General features: G+C 62.7%; 25 protein-coding genes. 11 read left to right on the forward strand and 14 right to left on the reverse strand.

Annotated elements, in window-relative coordinates; translation table 11 throughout:
- Positions 1 to 47 precede the first annotated feature (47 nt).
- The 8 genes from CHC01_RS21565 to CHC01_RS32695 all read left to right on the forward strand — a co-directional run bounded on the left by CHC01_RS21565 (position 48) and on the right by CHC01_RS32695 (position 8,431).
- Positions 48 to 1,106, forward strand: a complete 1,059-nt coding sequence (locus CHC01_RS21565) for a Rieske 2Fe-2S domain-containing protein (protein WP_089266321.1) — start codon at positions 48 to 50, stop codon at positions 1,104 to 1,106.
- The gene (locus tag CHC01_RS21570; RefSeq protein WP_089266322.1) at positions 1,093 to 2,046 is read left to right on the forward strand and encodes a PDR/VanB family oxidoreductase; all 954 of its coding nucleotides are present in this window, start codon (positions 1,093 to 1,095) and stop codon (positions 2,044 to 2,046) included. The genes CHC01_RS21565 and CHC01_RS21570 overlap by 14 nt, the downstream gene beginning before the upstream one ends.
- A gap of 30 nt (positions 2,047 to 2,076) precedes the next feature.
- Positions 2,077 to 3,318, forward strand: coding sequence for an FAD-dependent monooxygenase (locus CHC01_RS21575; RefSeq protein WP_089266323.1), 1,242 nt, complete (start codon positions 2,077 to 2,079; stop codon positions 3,316 to 3,318).
- 137 nt (positions 3,319 to 3,455) lie between these two features.
- The gene (locus tag CHC01_RS21580) at positions 3,456 to 4,679 is read left to right on the forward strand and encodes an ABC transporter substrate-binding protein (protein ID WP_089266324.1); all 1,224 of its coding nucleotides are present in this window, start codon (positions 3,456 to 3,458) and stop codon (positions 4,677 to 4,679) included.
- 75 nt (positions 4,680 to 4,754) lie between these two features.
- Complete coding sequence (locus CHC01_RS21585; RefSeq protein WP_089266325.1) at positions 4,755 to 6,686, forward strand: ABC transporter permease; 1,932 nt, start codon at positions 4,755 to 4,757, stop codon at positions 6,684 to 6,686.
- Entirely contained in the window at positions 6,683 to 7,480 is a 798-nt protein-coding gene (locus CHC01_RS21590; RefSeq protein WP_089266326.1) for an ABC transporter ATP-binding protein, read from the forward strand. The genes CHC01_RS21585 and CHC01_RS21590 overlap by 4 nt, the downstream gene beginning before the upstream one ends.
- A 17-nt stretch (positions 7,481 to 7,497) precedes the next feature.
- The gene (locus CHC01_RS21595; RefSeq protein WP_210421707.1) at positions 7,498 to 8,217 is read left to right on the forward strand and encodes an ABC transporter ATP-binding protein; all 720 of its coding nucleotides are present in this window, start codon (positions 7,498 to 7,500) and stop codon (positions 8,215 to 8,217) included.
- A 52-nt stretch (positions 8,218 to 8,269) separates the two neighbouring features.
- A complete protein-coding gene (locus CHC01_RS32695; protein WP_176454670.1) occupies positions 8,270 to 8,431 on the forward strand; it encodes a hypothetical protein in 162 nt (53 codons plus the stop codon).
- A gap of 78 nt (positions 8,432 to 8,509) precedes the next feature.
- Here CHC01_RS32695 and CHC01_RS21600 read toward each other — a convergent pair whose 3' ends face one another.
- From CHC01_RS21600 to CHC01_RS21630, 7 genes are read right to left on the reverse strand one after another with little or no spacing between them, the layout of a single operon-like run.
- Positions 8,510 to 9,541 carry an ABC transporter ATP-binding protein gene (locus CHC01_RS21600; protein WP_244558479.1) on the reverse strand — a complete coding sequence of 344 codons (1,032 nt, stop codon included), beginning with the start codon at positions 9,539 to 9,541 and terminating at the stop codon, positions 8,510 to 8,512.
- The gene (locus CHC01_RS21605; RefSeq protein WP_089266328.1) at positions 9,538 to 10,533 is read right to left on the reverse strand and encodes an ABC transporter ATP-binding protein; all 996 of its coding nucleotides are present in this window, start codon (positions 10,531 to 10,533) and stop codon (positions 9,538 to 9,540) included. Before CHC01_RS21605 ends, CHC01_RS21600 begins: the two co-directional genes overlap by 4 nt.
- A 3-nt stretch (positions 10,534 to 10,536) precedes the next feature.
- Positions 10,537 to 11,439 carry an ABC transporter permease gene (locus CHC01_RS21610; RefSeq protein WP_089266329.1) on the reverse strand — a complete coding sequence of 301 codons (903 nt, stop codon included), beginning with the start codon at positions 11,437 to 11,439 and terminating at the stop codon, positions 10,537 to 10,539.
- A complete protein-coding gene (locus tag CHC01_RS21615; RefSeq protein ID WP_089266330.1) occupies positions 11,436 to 12,416 on the reverse strand; it encodes an ABC transporter permease in 981 nt (326 codons plus the stop codon). Before CHC01_RS21615 ends, CHC01_RS21610 begins: the two co-directional genes overlap by 4 nt.
- Before the next feature lie 32 nt (positions 12,417 to 12,448).
- Complete coding sequence (locus CHC01_RS21620; RefSeq protein ID WP_089266331.1) at positions 12,449 to 14,077, reverse strand: ABC transporter substrate-binding protein; 1,629 nt, start codon at positions 14,075 to 14,077, stop codon at positions 12,449 to 12,451.
- A gap of 16 nt (positions 14,078 to 14,093) precedes the next feature.
- Positions 14,094 to 15,095 (reverse strand): CobW family GTP-binding protein, encoded by a 1,002-nt coding sequence (locus CHC01_RS21625; protein ID WP_089266332.1) that lies wholly within the window; start codon positions 15,093 to 15,095, stop codon positions 14,094 to 14,096.
- Positions 15,092 to 16,693 carry an amidohydrolase gene (locus CHC01_RS21630; protein ID WP_502695680.1) on the reverse strand — a complete coding sequence of 534 codons (1,602 nt, stop codon included), beginning with the start codon at positions 16,691 to 16,693 and terminating at the stop codon, positions 15,092 to 15,094. The genes CHC01_RS21625 and CHC01_RS21630 overlap by 4 nt, the downstream gene beginning before the upstream one ends.
- A 235-nt stretch (positions 16,694 to 16,928) precedes the next feature.
- On the opposite strand from CHC01_RS21630, the gene pdxR reads away from it, so the two are divergent.
- Complete coding sequence (pdxR, locus tag CHC01_RS21635) at positions 16,929 to 18,473, forward strand: MocR-like pyridoxine biosynthesis transcription factor PdxR (protein WP_089266334.1); 1,545 nt, start codon at positions 16,929 to 16,931, stop codon at positions 18,471 to 18,473.
- A 6-nt stretch (positions 18,474 to 18,479) separates the two neighbouring features.
- Here the strand turns inward: pdxR and CHC01_RS21640 are convergent, their stop codons facing one another.
- On the reverse strand, positions 18,480 to 19,262 hold the full coding sequence (locus CHC01_RS21640) for a sulfite exporter TauE/SafE family protein (RefSeq protein WP_089266881.1): 783 nt from the start codon (positions 19,260 to 19,262) through the stop codon (positions 18,480 to 18,482).
- A gap of 229 nt (positions 19,263 to 19,491) precedes the next feature.
- On the opposite strand from CHC01_RS21640, the gene CHC01_RS21645 reads away from it, so the two are divergent.
- On the forward strand, positions 19,492 to 19,890 hold the full coding sequence (locus CHC01_RS21645) for a nuclear transport factor 2 family protein (protein ID WP_089266335.1): 399 nt from the start codon (positions 19,492 to 19,494) through the stop codon (positions 19,888 to 19,890).
- 25 nt (positions 19,891 to 19,915) lie between these two features.
- The gene (locus tag CHC01_RS21650) at positions 19,916 to 21,289 is read left to right on the forward strand and encodes an NAD(P)/FAD-dependent oxidoreductase (RefSeq protein ID WP_089266336.1); all 1,374 of its coding nucleotides are present in this window, start codon (positions 19,916 to 19,918) and stop codon (positions 21,287 to 21,289) included.
- A gap of 100 nt (positions 21,290 to 21,389) precedes the next feature.
- Here CHC01_RS21650 and CHC01_RS21655 read toward each other — a convergent pair whose 3' ends face one another.
- The 6 genes from CHC01_RS21655 to CHC01_RS21680 all read right to left on the reverse strand — a co-directional run bounded on the left by CHC01_RS21655 (position 21,390) and on the right by CHC01_RS21680 (position 26,221).
- Complete coding sequence (locus tag CHC01_RS21655; RefSeq protein ID WP_283805464.1) at positions 21,390 to 22,175, reverse strand: amino acid ABC transporter ATP-binding protein; 786 nt, start codon at positions 22,173 to 22,175, stop codon at positions 21,390 to 21,392.
- Positions 22,172 to 22,948 carry an SDR family NAD(P)-dependent oxidoreductase gene (locus CHC01_RS21660; RefSeq protein WP_089266337.1) on the reverse strand — a complete coding sequence of 259 codons (777 nt, stop codon included), beginning with the start codon at positions 22,946 to 22,948 and terminating at the stop codon, positions 22,172 to 22,174. Before CHC01_RS21660 ends, CHC01_RS21655 begins: the two co-directional genes overlap by 4 nt.
- Positions 22,945 to 23,928, reverse strand: a complete 984-nt coding sequence (locus CHC01_RS21665; protein WP_089266338.1) for an NAD-dependent epimerase/dehydratase family protein — start codon at positions 23,926 to 23,928, stop codon at positions 22,945 to 22,947. The genes CHC01_RS21660 and CHC01_RS21665 overlap by 4 nt, the downstream gene beginning before the upstream one ends.
- A 1-nt stretch (position 23,929) precedes the next feature.
- Complete coding sequence (locus CHC01_RS21670; RefSeq protein WP_089266339.1) at positions 23,930 to 24,601, reverse strand: amino acid ABC transporter permease; 672 nt, start codon at positions 24,599 to 24,601, stop codon at positions 23,930 to 23,932.
- Positions 24,602 to 24,610: 9 nt separating this feature from the next.
- Positions 24,611 to 25,282 (reverse strand): amino acid ABC transporter permease, encoded by a 672-nt coding sequence (locus CHC01_RS21675; protein ID WP_089266340.1) that lies wholly within the window; start codon positions 25,280 to 25,282, stop codon positions 24,611 to 24,613.
- A 75-nt stretch (positions 25,283 to 25,357) separates the two neighbouring features.
- Positions 25,358 to 26,221 (reverse strand): substrate-binding periplasmic protein, encoded by an 864-nt coding sequence (locus CHC01_RS21680; protein ID WP_089266341.1) that lies wholly within the window; start codon positions 26,219 to 26,221, stop codon positions 25,358 to 25,360.
- Positions 26,222 to 26,254: the final 33 nt, after the last annotated feature.

Genomic DNA, 26,254 nt, shown 5'->3' on the forward strand with positions numbered 1-26,254 from the left:
GCCGGCTAATTAATGTAACTAGCTGCGGCCAATCTTGAGGAGCATCAATGTCCGTCACGACCTTATCGGCCCAGCGGCCGATCACCGCGCAGGATGGCTGTCAGGATCCGGTTTTGCTCAACGACTGGCATGTCGTCGGCTATTCCTCCGATTTCGCCTCCGACAAAATCCATCCCGTTCGCTTGCTTGAGCGTGACTTAATCGTCTGGCGCTCGGCAAACGGCGATATCCATGTCTGGGAAGACCTCTGCATTCATCGCGGCGCCCGGCTGTCGAGAGGCTGGATCAAGAATGATCGCGTCGTTTGCCCCTATCACGGCTGGGAGTATGACGGCGGCGGTCGCTGCACCCTCATGCCTGCTGCTCCCGACGAGACGCCGATGAAAAAGGCGCGCGCCTTCCCCTATCAGGCAGTCGAGCGCTATGGCTTCGTGTGGGTATGTCTCGGCGAGCCGACGGCCGACATACCGGTGTTCCCGCAATGGGATGATCCGAGCTTTCTGAAGGTCCATAGCGGCCCCTATATGTATTCGGCCAATGGCTTTCGCTCGATCGAAAACTTCATCGATGCCAGCCACTTCCCGTTCGTCCATGCCGGCCTGAACGGTGTCATGGACAACCCGGATCGGCTTGAGCCCTATGACGTGCATGAGGTCGATACCGGCCTCTGCTCGTCGGAAATAAAGGTGTTTCAGCCGTGGGGCGATGCGCGCGGCATTCCGCTGATGGCGTTCTACACCTATCACACGTTCCGTCCGCTGGTGGCCTACTTCTCGAAGCGAACCCAGCAGGCGGACAAGTCGGGCAATATCGTTTCCGACAAGTCGGATATCTTCGCCACCTTCTTCGTCTGCCAACCGGTCGATGAGAAGACGACTATCGCGCGCGTTTGCGCAGCGATGAACGTGAATCCGCATCCCGATCCGAAAGTCGTGCGTGATCGGGCGGACGTGGTCTTCAATCAGGATCGCGAGATCGTCGAGTCGCAGCGACCGGAGCGCATTCCAACGGAGCTGCGCTACGAGTTGCATCACCGAACGGATCTGATGGGGCAACGCTACCGGAGCTGGCTGCGCGCCAAGGGCATCACCTATGGCGTCATCTGACCTCGGTTTGAGGTTGCGGCTGGTCGAAGTGCGATACGGAGCGCCGGGGATCAATCTCTACCGGCTCGCTTCGTCCGACGGCGCGACGCTGCCGGCTTTCGAGCCCGGCGCTCACCTCGATCTCGAGGTGGCGCCCGGACTGATGCGGCAATACTCGCTGCTTTGGCCGCAGCCAGCTTCGGACTGCTACGAGATCGCGGTGCAGGAGGCGTTCGACGGAAGAGGGGGCTCGCGTGCCTGGCATCGGCAGTCGGTCGCAGGGGAGATCTATCAGAGTTCGATCCCGCGCAATCATTTCCCGCTCGGCGCTACCAATGAGACGATACGTTACCTGTTCGCTGGCGGCATCGGCATCACGCCGATCGTCTCGATGTATCGCAAGCTTGTCGCCGATGGTCAGCCGGTACAGCTGCACTATTGGACGCGCAGCCCCGAAGCGACCCTGTTTCATGCCGAGCTTGCTGCCGTCGCCGACGGTAGCGTGCGGATTCATCACACCAGTGGACCAGCGCCACGTCTCGCCGATGTCCTTGCGGATACGCCGATGGAGGCGCCGCTGTATTGTTGCGGGCCGACGCGCATGATCGATGCCTTCGACGAACTGACCGAGCGGCGTTCGATCGACCTCGTGCATCGCGAGCGTTTTGCCGTGGCGCCGGTGGATACCGGCCCCACGGGCAGCTTCACCGTTCGTCTGGCGCGCTCGGGGCGCACGCTCGATGTCGGGGCAGAGGAGACGGTGCTCAGCGCCTGTCTCGCTGCCGGCATCGATCTTTCCTACTCATGCGAGGAAGGCGTCTGCGGTGCTTGCGAAGTCCGCATTCTCTCGGGGCGCGTCGATCATCGCGACCAAGTGATTGCGCCCGCGGCGAGAGCGTCTTCCAGCACGATGATGGCCTGCTGCTCGCGCGGGCTGACCACACTCGAGCTGGACCTTTAATTCACGTGACGTCCTGTGATCGGAGACAACATGAAACATAATTTCCAAGTAGCCATCATTGGCGGCGGTATCGGCGGCGCGGCACTGGCCCGCAGTCTGGACCGGCTCGGCATCGATTATCACATGTTCGAACGCGCCTCGGTCTTGAGCGAAGTGGGTGCTGGCGTGCAGATGACGCCCAACGCCGTGAAGGTGCTTGAAGCGATTGGGCTGGGACCGGATCTGGCGGCGGCAGGCTTCCTGCCAGAGGCCATGGTGGGATGGAATTGGCAGAGCGGAGAGGAGTTGTTCCGCACGCCGCTACGCGAAGTATGCCCTCGAGTGTTCGGGGCCGAATTTTATCACGTTCATCGCGCCGACCTGCACACCATGCTGGCGAAAGATATCACACCTGAGCGCATCACGTTCGGTGTGTCCTGCACTGGGCTGCGTCAGCAGGCCGGGCGCACAATCGCCTGCTTCGACGACGGCAGCGAATATGCGGCCGATCTGGTGGTCGGCGCCGATGGCGTTCGTTCGGCTGTCCGCGCCGTGCTCTGGGGCCAGGAACCGGCCAGCTACACCGGGCATATGTGCTGGCGTGCCCTTGTTCCGGTCGAACAGTTTCCACTGCCTTTCGTCACGCCGACGTCTGCCTTCTGGATGGGACCGAAGGGGCACGTGGTGACCTATTACGTCAAGGGTGGCGCGATGGTGAACATCGTTGCCGTCAATGAGAATCACGATTGGGTCGAGGAGTCCTGGACCATCAAGAGCAGCCGGCAGGAACTGCTCGATGGGTTCGCGGGCTGGAACGACAACCTGATCCGTCTGTTCGAGCTCACCAATCCCGACCAGATCTACAAGTGGGGGCTGTTCGATCGCGATCCGATGCCACGCTGGTCGCGCGGCAATGCCACGCTGCTCGGCGATGCCGCGCATCCGATGCTGCCTTTCCTGTCGCAGGGCGCAGCCATGGCAGTCGAAGACGGCTATGTTCTCGCGCAGGCACTGAGCCATTTCGGCCCGGGCGATCTCGGCGCGGCGCTCGATGCCTATGAGGCCGAGCGCCGTCCGCGCACTACCCGTGTCCAGCTCGAAGCGCGCGAACGTGGCCGCACATATCATCTGTCTTCGCCCGAAGAATCGAAAGCGCGTGACCTCGCATTCAAGCTCGAGCAGGCGAAGAACCCCAACGCAGTCGGGATCAAGGCTGAGTGGGTCTACCAATACGACGCCCGCACCTGCCGTGATCGCTTCGGCAAATCCCCGGCTCTAAGCGCTGCCTCCTGAGAAGCATCCAGTCACATGGCATGCTTCGGGTCGACATTTGCTCGTTCGGCACGGTCGATCGTCAGGAGCTGCTGTCTCGTTGTTCCGAGCAACCACAAGCGTTTCACGATCGCATCACCCACCGGAGAAGGTAAGTCATGACCAAGCAAGTGAGTTTTAGACACGTCCTACTGTCTGGCCTGACGACGATTGCCATTGGAGTCTCGGTCCCGGCCAGGGCCGAAGATACCATCAAGATTGGCGAGATCAACAGTTACAAGTCCCAGCCGGTCTTCACCGACGGCTACAAGAAGGGCATGATGCTCGCCATTGATCAGATCAACGCCAAGGGCGGCGTGGCCGGGCGGAAGCTCGAGCTCATCACCCGCGATGACAATGCCAATCCGGGCGAAGCGATCCGCCAGGCAGAAGATCTGGTCACCCGCGAAAAGGTCGACATCCTTGCCGGCGCCTTCTACGCGCATATCGGTACGGCATTGACCGACTATGCGAAGCAGAAGAAGCGCTTCATGCTGATCACCGAAGCGCTGAGCGATAACATCGTCTGGGCCGTCGGCAACAAGTACACATTCCGCCTCGACTCCTCGACCTATATGCTGGTTTCTTCGCTGGTCGACGAAGCGGTGAAATTGAAGAAGAAGCGCTGGGCACTGATCTATCCGAACTATGAATTCGGGACGTCGGCTGCATCAGCCTTCAAGAGGTTGATGAAGGAGAAGCAGCCGGACGTCGAGTTCGTCGCCGAACAAGCGCCGCCGTTCAACAAGATCGATGCTGGAAGCGTGATCCAGGCGCTCTCCGACGCCAAGCCCGAGGCCACGTTCAACGCATTGTTTGGCTCCGATCTCGCTCAGTTCATCCGCGAGGGCAACACGCGTGGATATCTCGGTGACCAGATGCCGGTGTTCAGCATCATCACCGGTCAGCCCGAATACCTCGAGCCGCTGCGCGATGAGATCCCCAAGAACTGGATGGTGACCGGTTATCCCTGGTACAGCATCAAGACGCCAGCCCATCAGGAATTCCTGACTGAGTACCAGAAGAAGTACGGCAAGGAGAATCTGCGGTTCGGTTCGATCATCGGCTACTCCACGATCAAGGCCATTGCGGCCGGTGTCGCGGCATCCGGTGGAAAGACCGACAGCGATTCGCTCGTAGCGGCGTTCGAAGGGCTCCAGTTTGATACGCCGGATGGCAAGACCAGCTTCCGCAAGATCGATCACCAGGCGACCTGGGGACTCTATGTCGGCAAGCTTGCCGTCGAGGACGGCAAGGGCGTGATGGTCGATTACCATTACGCGCCGGGCGAAAAATTGCTGCCGTCGGACGACGAAGTGCGCAAGCTGCGTCCTGCCGACTAACCTGATGCTGGGCGCCCTCCTGTCGAGGGCGCCCGGTCGCGTTTGGATGCCACATCTGTCCCGAGCGAGACTGCCATGGATCTGTCTGCCCTCTTGGCTCAACTATTGAACGGCTTGGCCGGTGCGTCGTCCCTGTTCCTGGTAGCGACCGGCCTATCGCTGATTTTTGGTGTCACCCGGATCGTCAATTTTGCCCATGGCTCGTTCTTCATGCTTGGCATGTATGTGAGCTATTCATTGATCGAACGTATCGGCGTGGGGCCTTGGCGGGCGATCGGTTTCTGGGGCGCGCTTGTGCTCGCAGCACTGGCTGTCGGACTGCTCGGCGCGCTGGTGGAAATTCTGCTGCTGCGTCGGATCTACAAGGCGCCCGAGCTGTTTCAGCTGCTCGCGACATTCGCGCTGGTGCTCGTCTTTAACGATGCCGCGCTATGGATCTGGGGGCCGGAGGATTTGCTCGGTCGTCGTGCACCAGGACTGGAGGGCGCTATCCAGCTCTTCGGTCGTGCCTATCCGAGCTACAATCTGTTCCTGATCGTGATCGGTCCTGCGATTTTCGGCCTGCTCTGGATGCTGCTGACCAAGACGCGCTGGGGCGTCATGGTGCGTGCGGCAACACACGACCGCGAGATGCTGGGCGCGCTCGGCGTCAATCAGGCGTGGCTGTTCACCGGCGTGTTTGCACTCGGCTGCATGCTGGCGGGACTCGGCGGAGCGGTCCAGCTTCCGCGTCAGCCGGCGAGTCTCACCGTCGATATCTCGACGATTGGTGATGCGTTCGTCGTCGTTGTGGTAGGCGGCATGGGCTCCATCCCCGGTGCCTTTCTGGCGTCGCTCCTGATCGCCGAGGTGAAGGCGATTTGTATCGGCATCGGTACGGTTCATCTCGCGGGGATCGAGATCTCGTTCTCCAAGCTCACTCTGGTGGTCGAATTCCTGATCATGGCGGTGGTCCTTGTGATCCGGCCGTGGGGGCTGTTGGGGCGACCGCAAGCGACCAGTCGTAACTCGGCGCCGGTCGAAGCACCGTTGAAGCCGGGGTCCAACTGGTTTCGCATGACGGTCATCGGCGTTTTCCTGTTGATGGCGGTGTTGCCTATGCTCGATCAATCGCTGCCTTATGCTGCGGTGCTCGGTCAGGACATTCTGGTCGCAGCGCTGTTCGCGGTCAGTTTGCATTTCATGATGGGACCGGGCGGGATGCATTCGTTCGGGCATTCCGCCTATTACGGCCTTGGCGCCTACGGCGCTGCCATCCTGGTCAAACTGGCATTCATGCCCATGCCGCTCGCGATGCTGGTCGCTCCCCTGGTGGCCGGTCTTGGCGCCTTGCTGTTCGGCTGGTTCTGCGTCCGGCTGTCGGGCGTCTATCTCGCGATGCTCACGCTCGCCTTCTCGCAGATCGTCTGGTCGGTCGTGTTCCAGTGGGATGCGATCACCGGCGGCTCCAACGGCATGGTGGGCATCTGGCCGGCTGAGTGGCTGAGCGGAACGCGCTACTACTACCTCACCCTCATACTAGTCGGGCTCTCGGCCTACGCGCTGCGGCGGTTCGTTTTTGCGCCGTTCGGCTATGCGATGAGGGCCGGACGGGATTCATCGCTGCGTGCCGAGGCCATCGGTATCGATGTGAAGCTCGTGCAGTGGCTGGCCTTCACGATCGCCGGCGTGTTCGGCGGATTGGCCGGCACGCTCTACATCTTCTCCAAGGGCAGCGTTTCGCCGGATGTGATCTCGGTCAGCAAATCGGTCGACGGGCTCGTCATGGTTCTCTTGGGCGGCATCCAGTCACTCACGGGGCCTGTGATCGGTGCGGCGGTGTTCGGCGTGCTGCAGGACTGGGTGATGCGCGCCACGGATTACTGGCGGGCCTTGTTCGGCGGCATTATTCTGTTTCTGGTGCTCGCCTTCCCGGAGGGACTGGCGGGTATCTCGCGCCAGATCGAAACCTTATGGCAGCTGTATCGTCCAGCCGTGGGCGTTGTCCGACGGGAGAAGCTGACATGAGTGGCGCGCTGCTTGAGGTCCGCGATCTCTATATGACCTTCGGCGGCGTATGTGCCGTCGATGGAATCACCTTCGACCTTCATTCTGGCGAATTGCTGGCATTGATCGGCCCGAACGGTGCAGGCAAATCCACCACCTTCAATATGGTCAACGGCCAGCTGCGTGCCTCGGGCGGATCCGTCCGCTTGGCCGAGCAAGAGCTGGTCGGGATGAGGCCGCGCGCGATCTGGCGCCTGGGCGTCGGACGCACATTCCAGATCGCGGCCACATTCGCATCCTTCACGGTCGTCGAGAACGTGCAAATGGCGGTGATGTCCCATCAGCAGCAGATCTTTTCGCTGTGGCGTCCCGCCGCAAGCCGTTATCGCGATGAGGCGCTGATGCTGCTCGAGCAGGTCGGCATGGACGCGCAGGCTGACCGAGCTTGCAGCGAACTGGCTTATGGCGACATCAAGCGCGTCGAGCTCGCCATGGCCCTGGCGAACAATCCCAGGCTGCTGCTGATGGACGAGCCGACCGCCGGGATGGCGCCACGCGAACGCAACGAATTGATGGCTTTGACCAAGCGGCTGGTGATCGAGCGCGGCATGGCCGTGCTGTTCACCGAGCACAGCATGGATGTCGTCTTCGCCCATGCCGACCGCATCATCGTGCTCGCCCGCGGCAAATTGATTGCGGAAGGGGACGCAGACGAAATCCGCAGTCATCCCAAGGTCAAGGAAGTCTATTTCGGTAACGGCCTGACTTTCGAACATCCGCCGGAACTGGCCGTCGCGGCAAGGATACCCGCATGACTGCATTTGTGAACCCGATCCTGCTCGACGTCTCCGGCCTGAACGCCTGGTATGGCGCAGCTCACATCCTGTTCGACGTTGCGCTCAACGTGCGCCGTGGCGAAGTCATATCGCTGATGGGGCGCAACGGCGCCGGCAAATCCACTACGCTCAAGGCCATCATGGGCCTGCTGTCGCGGAGCGAGGGGCAGATCAATTTCCTGGGGCAGGACATCGCTGGCAAGGCGCCTTTCCAGGTGGCGCGCATGGGGCTTGGGTTCGTGCCCGAGGATCGGCGTATCTTTCCTGATTTGACGGTGACCGAGAATCTGGAAACCGGCAGGCAGGCGCCGCGGCAGTGGGCGGATGGAAGTGCCGCACTCAACTGGACGCCCGACGCGCTCTACGAGCTCTTTCCCAATCTCGGCCGCATGCAGGACCGGCGCGGCGGCCAGATGAGCGGCGGCGAACAGCAGATGCTCACGGTGGCCCGTACGTTGATGGGCAATCCGCTACTGGTCCTGCTCGACGAACCGTCAGAAGGTGTTGCTCCGGTGATCGTCGAGCAAATGGCGCATATGATTCTGGCGCTCAAGGCGCGCGGCGCAAGTATTCTGCTGTCCGAGCAGAATTTTCATTTTGCCCGCTTGGTTTCGGATCGTGCCTACGTACTTGAGAAGGGGCAGATTATGTACAAAGGTTCGATGCAGGATCTGGCGCACAACAGCGAGATACAGCGCGCCTACCTCAGCGTCTGATGCTCGAAACTCTTGTCGCGCGATTCGAAGCAGGTTCGTCCGCGGACCGCGCATGCAGATCTTTTCGACCGGTTCGGCGCTGAGGCCGGTCGGTCCGGTGCAGAAGCTTCAACTCGGCCGCCAGCCGCAGACTGCGCTTGCCTGCCAGTGCCGTAGCTTCCCAAGCCGCGCCGTTGCGTCACAGCGACCAGAGAAGCCGATGCTGACTTCGTGACCGCCGAAGATAAAGGCACATCTCGCCGTGATGTCACCTCTTGGCGCAAAGCGGACGCCCCACTGCTGCTGCGACGACTCACAGGGATGCAAAATCCGGAGGGGCAATCTCGCCGGTCCGGTGGCAGGCGACGAAGTGCTCGTCGGCCTGGATATTCAGGATCGGCAACTCGTCGCGGCAGCGCGCGACGACGAACGGACAGCGCTGAACGAAGCGGCAGCCGGGCGGTGGATCGACGGGGCTCGGCGGATCGCCCTTAACGAGATAGTCCTTCTTCAGTCGGTCGCGCAGCGGGCCGGGCGGTGCGGCGGCTGATATCAGCGACCAGCTATAGGGATGCAAGGGTGCCGAGAAGAACACCTGCGCCGGCGCCTGTTCGACGATGCGTCCGAGATACATCACCGCAATCTCGTCGCAGAAATGCTGGATCACGCCGAGATCGTGCGAGATGAAGATATAGGTCAGGCCGCGCTCGCGCTGCAGCTTCTTCAGCAGGTTCAGGATCTGCGCCTGGATAGCGACGTCGAGTGCCGAGACGGCTTCGTCGCAGACGATCAGGTCGGGTTCGGGCGCCATCGCGCGCGCGATGCAGAGGCGCTGGCGCTGGCCGCCGGAGAACTGATGCGGGAAGAGATCAGCCGCCTGCGGCGGCAGGCCGACTTCCTCCAGAAGCTGTTTGACCCGGACCTCGCGCTCGCGTGGCGAGCCGATGCCGAGCAGGTCGAGCGGTTCGCGGATCAGATCGCCGGCGCGGCGCCGCGGATCCAGTGCCGAGAACGGATCCTGGAACACGATCTGGAATTTGCTGCGCGCCAGCCGCAGTTTCTCGCCGCGGAAGTCTGCGATGTTCTCGCCGCCAAACACGATCTGGCCGGAGGTCATCGGGATCAGCCGCATCACCGCCTGCGCGGTGGTCGATTTGCCGGAGCCGCTTTCGCCGACGATGCCGAAGGTGGTGCCGCGGCGGACGCGAAAACTCACGCCGTCGACCGCGTGGACCTTCGAGGGTGAACCGAACATGCCGCGGCGTCCGGCCGGGAAGTGCACCACGAGATCGTTGACGTCGAGCAGGACGTCTGCGGGCGCAGATATATTCAAACCGTCGCTCACGGTGTGATCTCCTGATGACGCCAGCACGATACGGCGGCACCGGCATCGATGCGATCGAGCGGCGGCTGCGGCTGTGCGCGACAGATCTCGTCGGCAAAGGCACAGCGCGGCAGGAAAGCGCAGTCCGGCCCGCGTGCGCCGAGCGGCGGCACCATACCTGGGATTTCATCGAGCTCGGCCGAGGCATGGTTGCTCATGCGGCCGAGCTGCAGATGCGGCACGCAGGCCATCAGCCCGCGCGTATAGGGATGCCGCGCACGGGCGATGATCTCGTGTGCGGCGCCCTGTTCGATGCAGCGGCCGGCATAGAGCACGGCGACATCGTCGGCGAGTTCGGCGACGGCGCCGAGATCATGGGTGATCAGCACGATGGCCGTGTCGGTGTCGTCCTGCAATTCGCTGAGCAGGTCGAAGATCTGCGCCTGCACGGTGACGTCGAGCGCGGTGGTCGGCTCGTCTGCGATCAGAAGCTTCGGCTTGCAGGCCAGCGCCATGGCGATCATCACACGTTGCCGCATGCCGCCGGACAATTGATGCGGATAGGCATCGACGCGTTTGTCAGTCGCGGGGATCTGCACCGCCTTGAGAAACTGTATCGCTTGCGCATGGGCATCGCGGCGGCTCAGTCCGCGGTGCTGACGCAGCACCTCGCCGATCTGGTCACCGACCGTGTAGAGCGGGTTGAGCGCCGTCATCGGCTCCTGGAAGATCATCGACATCTTGTCGCCGCGCAGGCTGCGCAACTCCTTGGGTGATGCCGATAAAACCTCGACGCCATCCAGCAGAATGCTGCCGGAGGTGACGCGAAAGTCTTCGGGCAATAGCTGCATGATCGCGAGCGCGGTCATGCTTTTGCCGCAGCCGGACTCGCCGACCAGCGCCATGGTCTTGCCTTGCGCGACGTCGAATGACAGATGCTCAAGCACCGGCACCATGCCCTTGGTGCCGTTCATCGAGACGCTGAGATCCTTGACGGAGAGAACGGGGGGCATCGCTCAGCCTCGCTTCCGCAGGCGCGGATTGATGGCGTCATTGACGCCGTCGCCGATCAGGCTGATGGCGAGCACCGCGATGAAGATTGCAGCACCGGGAAACGCCACGGTCCACCAGGCATTGAGCACATAATTGCGGTTCTGCCCAAGCATAAGGCCCCAGCTCATGGTGTTGGGGTCGCCGAGGCCGAGGAAACTCAATCCGCCTTCGAACAGGATGGCCACGCCGATCGCGAGCGTCGCTGAGACGATGATCGGCGGCAGCGCATTGGGCAGCACGACGCGCAGGATGAGGTGACCATTGCCCGCGCCGGCGGCGCGCGATGCCTTGACGAAATCGAGATTGCGCAAGCGCAGGAACTCCGCGCGGGTCAGACGCGCGGCAGACGGCCAGCTCACCACGCCAATCGCGATGGTCACGGTGGTCAGCGTCTGCCCGAACAGAGTGACCAGTACCATGGCAAACAGCAGCGGTGGCAGGATCTGGAAGAACTCGGTGATCTTGGTCAGTGCCGTGTCGATGGGGCCGCCGAAGAAGCCGGCCAGCGAACCGATGGTGACGCCGATCACGATGGTGATGATCGCTGCCACGCCGCCGACAGTCAGCGTGGCACGGCCGCCCTGCAGCAGCCCCGCCAGGATATCGCGGCCGAGATAGTCGGTGCCGAGCCAGGTGTCCGCATCCGGCGGCGTGAAGGGCGCGCCGGCAATGTCGAGCGGATCGACGCCGTAGATCGACGGCCCGAACAAGGTGGCGAGCATCAGAAATAGCAGCACAACCGCGCCGACGACGCCCGCCGGGCTGCGGGCAAACTGGCGCAGCGCGGCCATCGTGGGCGACGCCGCGGCGCTCACGGGCAGCGCGGTCCTATCGGGCTTGATGGCGGTGGATTCTATTGTGGTCATCGGGCCCCCGAACGGATGCGCGGATCGACCAGGCGATAGACCAGATCGGTGATGATATTGGCGGCCATGACCAAGACTGCCGAGAAGAACAGCACGGCGAGCAGGGTCGGATAATCTCGGCGCAGAATGGATTCGAACACCAGCCGTCCCATGCCGGGCCAGCTGAACACCGTCTCGACCAGCACGGCGCCCGCGAACAGATGGCCGAATTGCAGCCCGGCGACAGTGACAATCGGGATCAGCGTGTTGCGCAGCGCATGTTTGCCGATCACGATAAATTCTGGCAGGCCCTTGGCGCGGGCGGTGCGCACGTAGTCAGCCGTCAGCGCATCGATCATGTTGACACGGGCGAGCCGGCTATATTGCGCGATGAAGACGAGTGCGAGCGTGGTCGCGGGCAGCACGAGATGCTGCAATATATCCACGACATGCGCGAAGCCGACCTTGGGCCGCGCGACGTCGGTCATGCCCGTCACCGGCAGGATCGGCCACACCGATCCGAACAGCAGCAGCAACATCAGCCCGGTCCAGAACACCGGCGCGGCATAGCCCGCAAGCGAGATGATGGTGACGCCCTGGCTGAACAGCCCGTTCGGCTTGCGGGCGCTGACGACGCCGAGCAGCGTGCCGATCACCACCGAAATCGCGAGCGCCGACAACACCAGATAGAGCGTTGCCGGAATGCGCTGGGCGATCAGACCGGTCACGGGGGCATTGAAATAATAGGAATAGCCGAAGTCGCCGGTGGCGACGCTGCCGAGATAGGTGAAGAGCTGTTCGAGCAGGCTCTTATCGAGGCCGTATTTGACCTGCAGTGCAGCGATAACGTCGGCCGACGCACCGCCCATCTCGCCGGCGATCACTAGAGCGGGATCGCCGGGCGCAGCATGGATCAGGCAGAAATTGAGGACCAGCACGGCGACGAGGAGGCCAACTGCATTGGCCACCTGACGCAGAATGTGAAGAGCGAGGTTCATGGTGCTGGACCGTCAGAGTGAGCCGAAGACCATCAGGTCTTCGGCGGCACTTCCCAATAAAGCTCGTCGAGCGGCGACATCATGCCCCAGATCGACGTCGGCAGACCGCCGAGGCCCTTGCTGAAGGCGTTGCGATAGGGCGCTCCGTTGATGAAATAGATCGGCACGTCGTCGACGACGATCTTCTGAAATTCCGAATACAGCGCCTTGCGCTTCTCGGGCGACGTTTCCTGCGCGCCTGCTGCCAGCAGTTCGTCGACCTTCGGGTTGCTGTATTGCTGGGTGTTCGACCAGATGATGCCCTTGCGGATGTTGCTCGAAAGGTACGTGCGGTTGACGCCGATCACCGGATCGCCCCAGTTGAACACGTTGTCCATCGTCAGGTCAAAATCCCAATTCGAGACCCGCTGCGCCCAGGTCGGGAAGTCCGGCGCGGCACGGACTTCCAGATTGATGCCAACGCGCTTGAGCTGCGAGCGCAGATATTCGGCGACATTGCGCTGCTGTTCCTCGTCACCGGGGATGTAGTCGATGGTGAGGCTCATGCGCGTGCCGTCGGCAGCCTTCGGATAGCCGGCTTCGTCGAGCAGCCTCGCCGACTTCGCGAGATCGAGCTTGTACATCTCGACGCCGGGCTCCAGTAGCAGCGATCCCGGGGCGATCGGGCTGGTGGCGGTCTTCGCCTTGCCGCCCATCAGTTTGCCGGTGATGAATTCGCGGTTGGCGGCAAAGGCGATGGCTTGGCGCACGCGCACGTCATCGAGCGGCTTCTTCTTGGTGTTGAAGGCGAGCCAGTTGATCGGGCCGACGCCGGCAAAGCCCTTGTCGGTGATGGTGACGTTCGGCATCTTCTCGATGCGCTCGATGTCGCGGGTGTTTGAGACGAACGGCAGCACGTTGACGTCGCCGCGCTCAAGCGAGACCACAGCGGCATTGGAATCCGATACCAGCTTGACGACGATCTTGTCGAGCTTGGGCTTGCCGGTGATGAAGAACTTGTCGAACTTTTCCAGCGTGTAGTATTCGCCCTGCTTGTATTCGGTGAGGCGATAGGGGCCTGAGCCGACCGGCTTCAGATTGGCGGGATGAGCCTTGATGTCCTGGCCGTCGCCATAGACGTGTTTCGGCAGGATCGGCATCAGTGCAGGCGACATCGCCAAAAGCAGCGCCGGGTGCGGATGCTTCAGGCGGATGATAGCGGTGAGCGGGTCGGGCGTATCGACCTTATCGACGGCGGCCAGCATGCTCTGAAATGGATGGTTCGCCTTGATGGTCATGATCGAGAAGGCGACGTCCTCTGACGTGACCAGCTTGCCATCGTGGAACAGGGCATTGTCGACCAGCTTCAGCGTCACCGAGAGGCCGTCGGGCGCGACCTCCCAGGATTTCGCGAGATAAGGCTGCGGATTCCAGTTGTCGTCATAGCGCAGCGGGCTGGCGAAGATTTGCGTGGACGGCATCGCGGTGGCGAGGCCGGACTGCACGGCGCCGTTAAAGTGGCGCGGCACCTGCGTGGAGGCGATCACCAGCGTACCGCCGTCGGCGGCGAGCGCCGGCTTGATGCTCGGCGCGATGGCGGTTGCGACGAGGGTAAGGCCCAGAGCGCAGGTCAGAAGAGACGCTTTCAGCGAACGGGGGCGTTGTGACCAGATCGAAGACATCTTGTCGGTCCTTCTCTCAGAGGGTGAATGCAGCGTGCCGACGGTTGAGGTCCGCCGTTGTCGGGTGTGTTTGTGAAACCTGGATCAGCGCGCCATCAAGAATGGCATCAAGCGCGGCGGCATCGGGCAGGGCGTCGGTGCCGACGCCGACCAGCATGATGTCGTTTTGAGCCGTCATATCGGCGGGAGCGGGTGTCAGCGCCCAGTCTTGCCCGACCATCTGCAGCAGCGCTGGCGACGCATCACCGGCGATCCGGCATGGTCCTTTGAGGCGCAAAAGCTGCGGCGGCAATGCGGCTAGTGCTGCTGTAAGCTGGCCACGATCGAACGTGCCGCTGCGCCGATACGACCAGCGGCGGAACGCGCTTTCATGATCGACGCGGTCGTTCACGGCGGTCGCGGCAAAGCGCGATGTCGCTTTGACCTCGCCGTCCGGCAGGACCGGCAGCGTATGTTCTGTCGTCTCGATGATCTGGATGTCCGGACGCAGCGCCGCGACCGCGGCGCGGCTCGCATCGACGGCGGTGCGGTTCAGCAGGTCGACCTTGTTGAGCAGCACGAGACTGCAGCGATCGAACTGGCCGCGCACGGTGTCGCCGACGCGACTGTCGATCAGCAGTTTTGAAATGCGGGATGCATCCGCGACCACGATCACGGCATTCAGGCGCAGGCTCGGCTCCACCAGTGCGATCTCGGCGATGCGCCAGGGATCACCGACGCCCGACGCTTCGATGATGATGTGATCGAACGGGATTGCGTCGTCGAGAATCCGGCCCAGCGTATCCAGAAAGCCGCCGCCGATGCTGCAGCAGACGCAGCCATTGGTCAGCGTCATGGTGGTGCCGTCGTGCTGCGCGATCAGGCCGGCATCGATATTCACGGCACCGAAGTCGTTGACCAGAACGGCATAGCGGGCGGAGCCGGTGCGAAGGAGGTGATTGAGATAGGTCGTCTTGCCGGCGCCGAGAAAGCCGCCGACCACCGTCACGGGAATTTTCGCTGATGACGCTGCCGTCATGCCCGTGGCGCCTCCCGCACATGGCCGCCGACCACGGTGCCCCAGATAGCGATATCCTTGAGCTTCTCCGGCGCGACTTCAAACGGATCTTCATCAAGTACCGCGAAGTCCGCATATTTGCCGGCCTCGATGCTGCCGACGATGTGATCGAGCTTCAGCGTATAGGCAGCGTTGATCGTGATCGCGGCAAGCGCCTGTTCGACGGTCAGCGCTTCGGTCTCCTTGCCGAGAACACGTCCGCTCGACGACACGCGGTTGACGGCACACCAGGCGGTGAACAGCGGGCTCAGCGGCGTCACCGGGGCGTCGGAATGGATTGCGAAGGGAACGCCGACGCGCAGCGCGGTACCGGTGGCGTCGAGTCTGTTGGCGCGTTCCGAACCCATGGTCAGATCGTAATGCGAGTCACCCCAGTAATAGACGTGATTGGAAAACAAGTTGACACACATGCCGAGCGATTTCATGCGCTTGAACTGCGCAGCATCCGCCATCTGGCAATGCTGCAGCGTATGGCGGTGATCGGGCCGCGGCTTTGCGATCTGTGCGGCCTCGACGGCATCGAGCGCCACTTCGGTGGCTTCGTCGCCATTGGTGTGGATGTGCAGCTGGATGCCCGCATTGTGGTAAGCTGCGACGATGGACGGCAGTTCTTCGGGCGCGATGTACCACAACCCGTTGGGTGCGCCGTTGTGATAACCCGGCCAGCGCAGCCGCGCGGTAAAGCCCTGAATCGAGCCGTCGACCACCAGCTTGACGATGCCGTAGTGAAGCTTGTCGTTGTTCGACGCCTTCAGTGTCTTGATCTTCTCGACGCCCTGTTCCGGGCTGTGCGACACCGAGGCCATGGCCGGGACCAGGCGCACCGAGAAATCATCGCGCCGACTTGCGGCACGATAGACCTCGATGGTCAGGTCAGAAAGATCGTTGTGCAGGTCGGTGATGGTAGTCACGCCCTGAATGCACGACGATGCCGCGTAGCGGTTGACGCCATCGGCTGTGAGATTGCCAGACAGGGGATTAGTGCCGAGCACGCGGAACACGCGAAACCGAGCGGCAATGCCCTGGACTTCGCCGGATGGCTCGCCGTCCTTGCCCATCACCACGCCGGAAATGTTGGTGGTGCGATCGAGCTCGGCGCGCTGCAGCACGATAGTGTTGACGTTGCTGATGTGGAACGATGCATGCACGACCATGATCGGTCGCGTGGTCGATACGCGGTCGAGATCCTGCCGCGTCAGGGACACGCTGCCGATATGCAGGGGATCGAAACCCCAGGCGAAGAGCGGTGCCTCGGGATCGGTCATCGCTGCCTCGGCTTCCTGCAACCGTGCGACGATGGCGTCGATATCCGGCAGGCCCTGGACGAGTTTGCCTTCGGGCGAGCGGCGGTCGAAGGCACCGACATAAGGCAGCGACCACATCATGCCTTCCATGATGTGGCTGTGGCCTTCGACGAAGCCGGGCAGCAGCACCTTGTCCTTGAAACGGTCGTCGACCTTGGCGCCGCTGGTGCCGACGATCTCGTCGAAACTGCCGACGGCGACGATCCGACCTTCGCGCAACGCAACATGCGTGGCGGATGGGCGTGACGGGTTCATGGTCACGATCTTGCGGGCCGAGAAAACAATCGTATCCTGGCTCAATGGACCACCCTCAAAATTCCGTCATTGAAGCGTGAGGCCTCGCATCGCTCCGAGCCAGCGCCAGATCGGATGCACGAATGGGGCCAGTCCCGTGGTGCCGACGGTCCACCTTGGCGCGGCTTTTGCTTAGTATCCTGTTAGGCCCGAAGACGGGTGCGGCTTTGGTTTCGGGATGAGTGTGGAGGGCGCGATGGGTAATCCCGGAGGTTCAGTGAAAGCCGCCCGTGCAGACGGGCGTCCTGCAGCGTCTGGCATTGGGGATGCGCTGTTCTGGGGATCGCTGTTCCAGGGGCTGGATCGGCGCGGTCCCTTCCTGCAGCTCCAGATCCGCCAGTTGATCTGTACCGCCATCGAAGAAGGCCGTCTGGCGCTTGGTGTGCGCATGCCGTCGAGCCGCGAACTGGCCACACTGCTCGAAGTGTCGCGTAATACCGTCGTGATCGCCTATGAGCAGCTGGTCGACCAGAATTTCCTCATTTCGCGCGAACGCAGCGGCTTCTTCGTGGCCGGCCTCCCCAAGCATCTCGGCACCCGGCGCGACGACCGCGCGGCGCCCGACGAGGCCGGCGCCGCGCGCTGGGCCGGGCGCTTCGCAGTGCGGCCGTCGGCCAATCGGAACATCGTCAAGCCGCTCAACTGGCAGGACTATCCATATCCCTTCATCTTCGGGCAGTTCGATCCAAGCCTGTTTCCGACCAATGACTGGCGCGAAAGTGCGCGCGCCGCACTTAGCGTGCCCGAGATCAACAACTGGGCCCGCGATCTGATCGACGAGGACGATCCGGCGCTGATCGAGCAGCTCCGGCTGCAGGTGTTGCCGCGCCGCGGCGTTCGCGCGCGGCCGGACGAGATCATGATGACCATCGGCGCCCAGCATGCGCTGTATCTGATCGCCCGATTGTTCGTGAAGCAGGGCACCCGGGTCGGCATGGAAGATCCCGGCTATCCCGACGCCCGCAACATTTTCGGTATGCAGACCGACAATATCGTGCCGCTCGCAGTCGACGGCGAGGGCATGGTGCCCGATGCGAACTTCGAGAGCTGCGATCTCGCTTACGTCACCGCAGGTCATCAATGCCCGACCACGGTGGCGATGCCCGAGCAGCGCCGTCTCGAAGTGCTGCGCAAGGCAGAGGAGAGCGACATCATCCTGATCGAGGACGATTATGAGAGCGAGCTGATCTCGGAGGGGCCGGCACTGCCGCCGCTAATGAGCCTCGATCGCAACGACCGCGTGCTTTATGTCGGCAGCCTGTCGAAGGCGCTCGCGCCCGGCCTACGGCTCGGCTATGTCGCCGCACCAGCGCCGGTGATCCGTGAATTGCGCGCGCTGCGGCGCCTAATGCTGCGGCATCCACCGCTCAACAACCAGCGCGTTGCGGCGCTCTTTATCGGCCTTGGCCATTACCGCTCGCATCTGCAGCGCGTCTCACGCGTGCTGCTGGAGCGCGCACGCATTCTCGATCAGTTGCTGCCCAAGCATCTCGCCGGTTGCGATTTCGTGCGCGGCGTCGGCAGCACCAGCTATTGGGTGACATGTCCGGCCGGCTGCGATGCCACCGAACTTGCCACGGCCGCGTTGGCAGAAGGCGTGGTGATCGAGCCGGGCGACGTATTCTCGATGACGAAAGGTACCCATGCCAATTGCTTCCGGCTTGGCTTCTCGTCGATCCGCAATGATCGGATCGAACCGGGCATTGAACGTCTCGGTCGCATCATCGCACGCATGAGCTGACGCGGCTCAGGTCAGCTCGCTCACGCCCTTGACGGCGCTAACGAGGGCAATCACGCCGAGGCTGATGATCGAGACCTGGCGATGCATTGCGTCGTTGCCGCGCCGGAATGCGATTTCGCCGAATATGGTGCCGAGCCACATCACCGGCAGGCCGAGCAACGACAGGCCAATGGTGTGGACGTTCAGCAGGCCCACGCTGACGAAAGTGATCGTTGCCGTGATCGAGGTCATCAGGAAGAACACCATCAGCGACGCACGCGTTGCCAAGCGTGGCAGCGGAACCGACATATAGTAAGCGACCACCGGCGGTCCGGGCATCGCGGCTAGCCCGTTGAACAGACCGGAGAAGAAACCGGTGATCGACGTCACCGGGCGTGGCGGGATGGCGGGCAACGCGAAGCCGTGGCCCAGCGCGAACACCGCCAGGAGCGTGATCGAACTGATCACCAGCCGCGAGATTGGCGCCGGGATTTCCGTCAGGATCAGGGTTCCCAGCGGCGATCCAATCAGTGCGCCGATCATCAGCCAGCGCAGCGACGGCCAGTCGCAGCTCCGCGATGCTGTGCGGAAATCGAGCAGGCTGCCGGCAAGCTGCAGTCCGATCGCCACCGGCACGGCCTCGGTCGGCGCCATGAACAGGCCGAGCAGTGGCACGGCCGCAAGGGCAAAACCAAAGCCGGTAAAGCCGCGCAGCACCGCGGCGACGAAGATCGAAGCAATCGACAGCAAAACCAGTTTTGGCGTTAGCGCGGCACCGAGATCGCCGATCGCGATCGTCAGGTCATGCATGTCGCGTCGGTCCGTCGCTTCGTCATGCCGCCACCATGGCGACATCCGCCAGCCCGGGGAGGGCCAGCCCGCGTCAATCTTTGGGCCAGATCGCCGGCGTGAACCGCTCGGCTCTGGAGGGGTGCTTCGCCGCAACTGGCCCTAATCGCGCGGCACGGCCGCTGGCAATTTCGCGGCCATGGCTGGCCACCGTGCCGGCCGTTGTTGAAATGATCGAGAGAGTCTTGCAATGTCCGAGCAGCAGACCCAGCGCCACCAGCTTCTCGTTACGCTATTCGAGGCGTTCAACCGTCACGACGTTGACGGCGTCATGGCCTGCATGACCGCCGATATCGTGTTCGATACCGCCGCCGGGTCGGAGATGTATGGCAACCGCATCACCGGCACCGCCGATGTCAAGGAGGCCTTCGAGAAGGTCTGGGGCGGTATGCCGGATGTGAGCTGGACCTGTACATCGCACAGCGTGTTCGGCGACCGCGGCCTATCTGAATGGATTTTCAGCGGTACAGCAGCCAACGGCACGCGGATCGAGGCCGAGGGGTGCGATCTCTTCACATTCAAGGGCGACAAGCTCTCGCGCAAGAGCGCATTCCGCAAGGACCGCCCGCCGCTACCGGCTCAGTCTTGATCGCACCGTGATAGAGGCCGCGCCGATGTCGATTGCTCCCTACGATCAGCACTACGATCCCCTGGTGTCCCCCGGTCCCGGCACCCACCGCGACTACGCCCCGACTTATTGGGCCGCCACGGCAGGAACACCGCCGGACGATGATGGCCCGATCTCGGGCGACGTCGATGCCGACGTCGCGATCGTCGGCTCGGGCTATACCGGGCTCGCTAGTGCGATTTTTCTGGCGCGCGAATTCGGCATCAAGGCCGTGGTGCTGGAAGCCAATCGCGTCGCCTGGGGCTGCAGCACACGCAATGGCGGGCAGGGCCAGAACGCGTCGGGCCGGCTGTCGCGTTCGCAGTGGATCGCGCGCTGGGGCCGCGATGTGGCGCTGCGGCTGCACGCGGAAATCCAGGACGGCTTCGAGACCTTCGAGGATCTGATCAAGACCGGAAATATCGATTGTGAACCGCAGCGCGGTGGCCATCTCTATCTCGCGCATCGCCAGCGGATGTTCGAGAAGATCGCAGCCGAGTCGAAGGTCCAGAACGAGGTGTTCGGCTACAAGACACGCGTGTTGTCCGCCGAGGACGTACGCCGTGACTATGTGAACGAGGCAGAATGTGTCGGCGCTGTACATGAGCCGCTGGGTACTGGCGTCCATCCTGCCAAACTCGCTTTCGGCTATCTGCGCATGGCGCGCGAACTCGGCTCCAAGGTGCATCCCGGCAGTCCGGTGCTGGAGATCACGACGCGCAATGGTGTGCATCATCTGCGCACGCCCAGCGGCACCGTGCGCGCCCGCGCGGTTGGCATCGCCACCGGCGCCTATACGTCGCTCGGCCTGACGTCGATGCTGCGTGGCCGCTGCATGCCGATTATGTCCAACTCGATTGTGACGCGGCCGCTTACCGAAGCAGAGCTGGAGGCGACCGGCTTCAAGACCACCGAAGTCATCACCGACACCCGCACGCTGCGCTTCTATTATCGCCGGCTGCCCGACAACCGTGTGCAAATCGGTAGCCGCAGCGCCATCACCGGCGCGGACGCTGCAAATCCGCGGCATCTGCAGCTCCTGATCGACGGGCTGCACCGCAAGTTCCCGGCGCTCAAGGGAATCGAGATCGACTATTCCTGGTGGGGCTGGGTCGATGTCAGCCACGACATGATGCCGCGTATCTTCCGGCCCGATCCTTCGCAAACTCTGTTCTATGCGCTGGGCTACGGTGGCAATGGCGTGTCTTATTCGGCGCAGGCCGGCCGTCGCATGGCCGAGATGATCGCGGGCAAGAACTTCAAGGGGCAGGACCTACCGATCTTCACGTCGCCGCTGCCGACGCATCCGTTCTCGCCGTTCCGGCGTATCGGGCAACGCATGCTTTACAAGCTCTACCAATCGCGCGACGAAGCCGCGTAGGTCTTTCTAGCGGTCGCCCAGACGTTGATTGTGAGCTCATAGATCACGGGGCACGCAGGAACAATCGATGTCCGCTTATGCCACAAAGCGGACGCTTCGGTCATCGATGCATAATTTGTTTGAGGAATGCACGGGTTCGATCCTGTTTCGGATCCGAGAAGAAATCGGCCGGCGCGCCTTCTTCGATGATCCGGCCGGCGTCCATGAACACCACGCGGTCGGCGACCGTGCGCGCGAAGCCCATCTCGTGGGTGACGCAGACCATGGTCATCCCTTCGCGGGCGAGGCCGACCATGACGTCGAGTACCTCCTGGATCATTTCCGGATCAAGCGCGGAGGTAGGCTCGTCGAATAGCATGATCTGCGGTTTCATGCACAGCGCACGCGCGATGGCGACGCGCTGCTGCTGGCCGCCGGAGAGCTGGCTCGGATATTTATTGGCCTGTTCGGAGATCCGTACGCGCTCAAGAAAATAGCGCGCGACTTCGTCGGCTTCCTGCCTCGTTGCGCCGCGGATCTTGCGTGGCGCGATGGTGAGGTTCTGCAGCACGGTCAGATGCGGAAACAGGTTGAACTGCTGGAACACCATGCCGACATCGCGGCGGACCACGTCGACATTGCGCGTCGAGTGATCGAGCTCGACGCCATTGACCATGATGCGGCCGTCGCGATGTTCTTCCAACCGGTTAATGCAACGGATCATGGTCGACTTGCCGGACCCCGAAGGCCCGCAGATCACGACGCGCTCGCCGCGCGCCACCGTGAAGTCGATGCCCTTGAGCACCTGGACGTCGCCATACCATTTGGTGACGCCGGACATCTGGATGATCGGCGCGGATGTATCCGCTGGCGCTTGCTCCATTGTGCTCTCCGAAACGTTGCTCATGACGCCATCCAGCCGCCATCGACGAGAATGTTTTCGCCCGTCATGAAAGTTGCCTCGTCTGAGGCCAGAAACAGCGCTGCATTGGCGACGTCGTCGGGACGGCCCAGCCGCGGCATCGGCGTGCGGCTGGTGGAGTAGTCCATCCAGCGCGGCTCCGCGGCGCGGCCCGGTTTGCCGGTGACGATCTTGCCGGGCGCGACTGCATTGCAGATGATGTGATCCTTCGCGTAGTCCGCCGCGATCTGCCGCGTCATGTAGACGACCCCGGATTTGGAGGTGCCATAGGCGATGTCTTCCGGGCAGGCGATCATGCCGTGTTGCGAGGAGATGTTGACGAGGCGGCCGCGGGCCTCATTGCGAATATCCTGCGTCAGCATCTGGTTGACGGCGGCGCGCGACATCAGGAATACGCCAGTGAGATTGACCGCCAGCGTTCTGTCCCATTCGGCGAGGCTGGTGTCGGTCAGACGCTTGCCGGTGCCGATGGCGGCGTCGTTGACGAGCACGTCGAGGCGGCCGTAGCGCGCAACGGTCTGTTGGACGGCGCGGACGGTGTCGTCCTCCGAGGCGACGTCGATCTGGATGAAATCGACCTCATAACCGTCTGCACGCAGCAGCTCCAATGTCGGAGTGCCGCCTTCGCGCACGTCCATGGTGAGATCCGCGAGCATGAGCTTCGCGCCCTCGGCAGCAAACCGGCGGGCGATGGCGCGGCCGATGCCCGAGGAGGCGCCGGTGATCAGAACCGACTTTCCAGCCAGACGTTTGCTCATGCAGGTTCTCCTGCCTGCGGCAACCAGCCGAGATAGTCGCGCGCCGCATCTTCCAGATGATACTGAGGCGTGAAGCCGGCATCCGCGGCCAGTCGCGCAATATTCAGCGGCGCACGGTCCTTCGGCAGGCCATAGATCACGTTGCCCTCCGCCTCGATCTCCGCCATCCGCCAGCGGAAGCCGGGCATGTGCGTCGCGATGATCTCGCACCATCGTGGCAGATCGGACAACACACCGCCGCTGACGTGATAGGTGCGGTGCTTCAGCGTGTCGGAGGCGCTCACCCTCGCGACGCCGCGGGCAGCGTCGCGAGAATAGATCCAATCGCCGGCCATGCTGCGCGGGAGAATCGCTTCACGGCCGTCGAAGGCCATACGGAGCACCTGATAATGCGGACTCAGCGCATCGCGGACACCGGTTTGCAGTTCCCATGGACCAAAGACCGGCCCGAGCCGAATCACGCGCACATCGAGCTTGTGAAGGTCGGCGATCCGCAGCGCCGCCTGTTCCGATGCGAGCTTTGTAATGCCGTAGAGCGCGGCTGGCGCCGGCGGCGAGAAATCCTCCTCGAACAGGCCCGACGCGGCCGGTTGCGAGAAGCCGTACACTGCGACCGAACTGAGCACGGTGACGCGCTTGATGGCGGGTCGCAATGTTACGCGTTCGAGCAGATTGACGGTGCCACCGATATTGACGTCGACGATCTGGCGCGCAGCGTCATGCTCGCGCTGGGCATTCGGCGTCATCGCGGCGGTGTGGATCACGCGGTCGATGCCGGCCGCGTTCAACGCGCGGTCGACGTCGTCGGCGCTTGTGACATCGCCGGTGACCAGCGTAGCGCCGGCAAGCTCGGCGCGCATCAGCATGTCGCGGCCGGGGGCTGAGAGGTCGAACAAGATAACGGTCTCGCCGTCGGCGATCAGGCGTTCGGCGAGCGCGAGCCCGATGAAACCGCTGCCGCCGGTGATCAGTGTGGCCATGTCAGCGAACTTTCAGTGCTTGCCGTTCCAGCCGCGCCACCCAGCGCGCGAACGGATACAGGATGACGAAGAAGATCACCGCGGCCGCCATCAGCGGCGTCGGGTTGTAGGTTTGCTCCTGGGCGACGCGGGCTGAGCGCAGCAGTTCAGGCAGCGCGACCAAGGCGGCAATTGGTGTCGCCTTGACGAGTTCTAGCGAATTGCTGGCGAGCGGCGCCAGCACGTTGCGGATCGCCTGCGGCAGCACGATGGAGAACACCACATGCAGCGGCTTGAAACCGAGCGCCCGGGCAGCCTCGGTCTGGCCGTGGGGCACGGACAGGAGGCCGGCGCGAAAAATCTCGCCGAAGTAGCCGGAATTGTTGAGCGCGATGGCCAGCACGGCCGCCGTGAAGCCGCCGAGCGTCAGGCCCAGAAACGGCATGCCGTAGAAGATCAGGATCAGCAGCACCACCACGGGAAACGACCTGAATAGGTCGATATAGATCAGTAGCGCGATATTTACCCAGCGGTTCTTGAAGCTGTACAGCACGGCGATGGCGAGGCCGGCGAGAATGCCGAGCGGCAGCGCCACCACCGCCAGCGAGACAGTATAGATCAGCCCCTGCAGCAGCAGCGGATAGACCCGCAACAGCGACTCCCAGTTGGCGAAATTGTCGAGGAAATCCTGCATGAGACCCGCTCACCGCCCCGTGCTGGTACGATATTCGATCCACCGGCTGGCGATCACCAGCGGAAGAAAGAAGGTGAGATAGAAAGCGGCGGCCAGCGTCAGCGGCGAGGGATTGGCGACCAGCGCCATCACGCTCTGCGCCTGTCCGAGCGTTTCCGGGAGCGACACGGCGGTGCCGAGCGCCGTGCCCTTGCTGATGGAGATGGCGCGGTTGGTCAGAAGCGGGATCGCGAGGCGAATGGCCTGCGGCAGGATGATGGTGACCAGTGTCCGCAGCCGGCTGAAACCGAGTGCGCTGGCGGCGTCCCATTGTCCGCGCGGCAGCGCCATGATTGCCGACCAGAAGATCTCGGTGGAAAAGGCCGACAGCACCATGCCGAGCGCCAGCACAGTGGTTGCGAAGGGGGACAGCGTCGGGCCCAGATAAGGCAGGCCAAAATAGATGAAGACGATCACGACGAGCTGCGGCAGCGTGCGCAGCACGTCGACATAAGCAGTGATGATGAAATTGACGGGGCGCAGGTTGGCGCAGCGCAGCAGTGCCAGCGACAGGCCGAACAGCGTGCCGCAGACAATAATCAAAAGCGATACGATGACCGTCGTGCGAAAGCCCGCGAGCACCTGGGGGAAGGCGCCCGCGATGACTTCTGCATTGAAGTAGTATTCGACTATTCGCTCCATCGGGTGTCCATCAACCGCGGTCGGACCGGCTCGGGCCGGTCCGGTGTTCGCAGCTATCTTGTCAGAGCAAGCGTGCTACTTGCACGCCGGAACGTGCGAGGTCGGCTCGAAACCCTTGAAGCCGGGAGGACCATAGCCGAAATACACAGTGTCGATGGCCGAGCCGGCATCGGGCGTTGCGCCATACCATTTCTCGTGCAGCTTGCGCAGGCGGCCGTCCAACTTCATGCATTCGATGACTGCCTCGACCTTGTTGCGATACTCAGTATCTTCCAGGCGGAATGCATAGGCGAAGTTTCGCCCGTTGAAGTCCTTGAAACCGACCTTGATCGCCTTGTTCTGGCTGGCAGCATAGACGGTTGTCGGGATCTCATTTAGCGCTGTGAAGGCGCGGCGAGTCAGCACGGCCTGCACCGTATCGGGGAATACATCGTAGCGCTGCACTTCGAAGCCGTATTTCTCGGCATTGGCGGTGGCCCAGGTATCCGAGATGGTGCCGCGGTTGACGGCGACGGCCTTGCCCTTGAGATCCTCGAAGCCCTTCATCTCGTCGGCGGCGCGGACGATGAAGCCGTTGCCGGTGGAGAATAGCGGCTCGGTATAGAGCATGCGCTCGGAGCGTTCGGCAGTGAGGTTGAGCGGGTTGACGAGGAATTCGGCGCGCTTGGCGAACAGCGCCGCAAATAGGCCGGAGAAATTGATGTCGACGATCTCGACCTTCGGGCGGCCGAGATCTTTGCCGATCTCGTTGATCAGATCCGCACCGAAACCCTCGGGGCCGTTGGGGCCGCGCACCATCCACGGCGCGACGCCGAAGTCAGACGCGACCACCATCGGCTTGTCGGAGGGATGATCGGCTTCCTGCGCGCTGGCGCCGCCAGCGAATGCCGCAGTCGACAGCATCAGCGCGAACAGCCAATCCGTGGGTTTCAGTCTCATGGGGACGTCCTTTCGGGTGCGGATGTGGTGGAG

It is taken from the genome of Tardiphaga sp. OK246, from assembly GCF_900188215.1.
GTDB classification, from domain to species: domain Bacteria; phylum Pseudomonadota; class Alphaproteobacteria; order Rhizobiales; family Xanthobacteraceae; genus Tardiphaga; species Tardiphaga robiniae.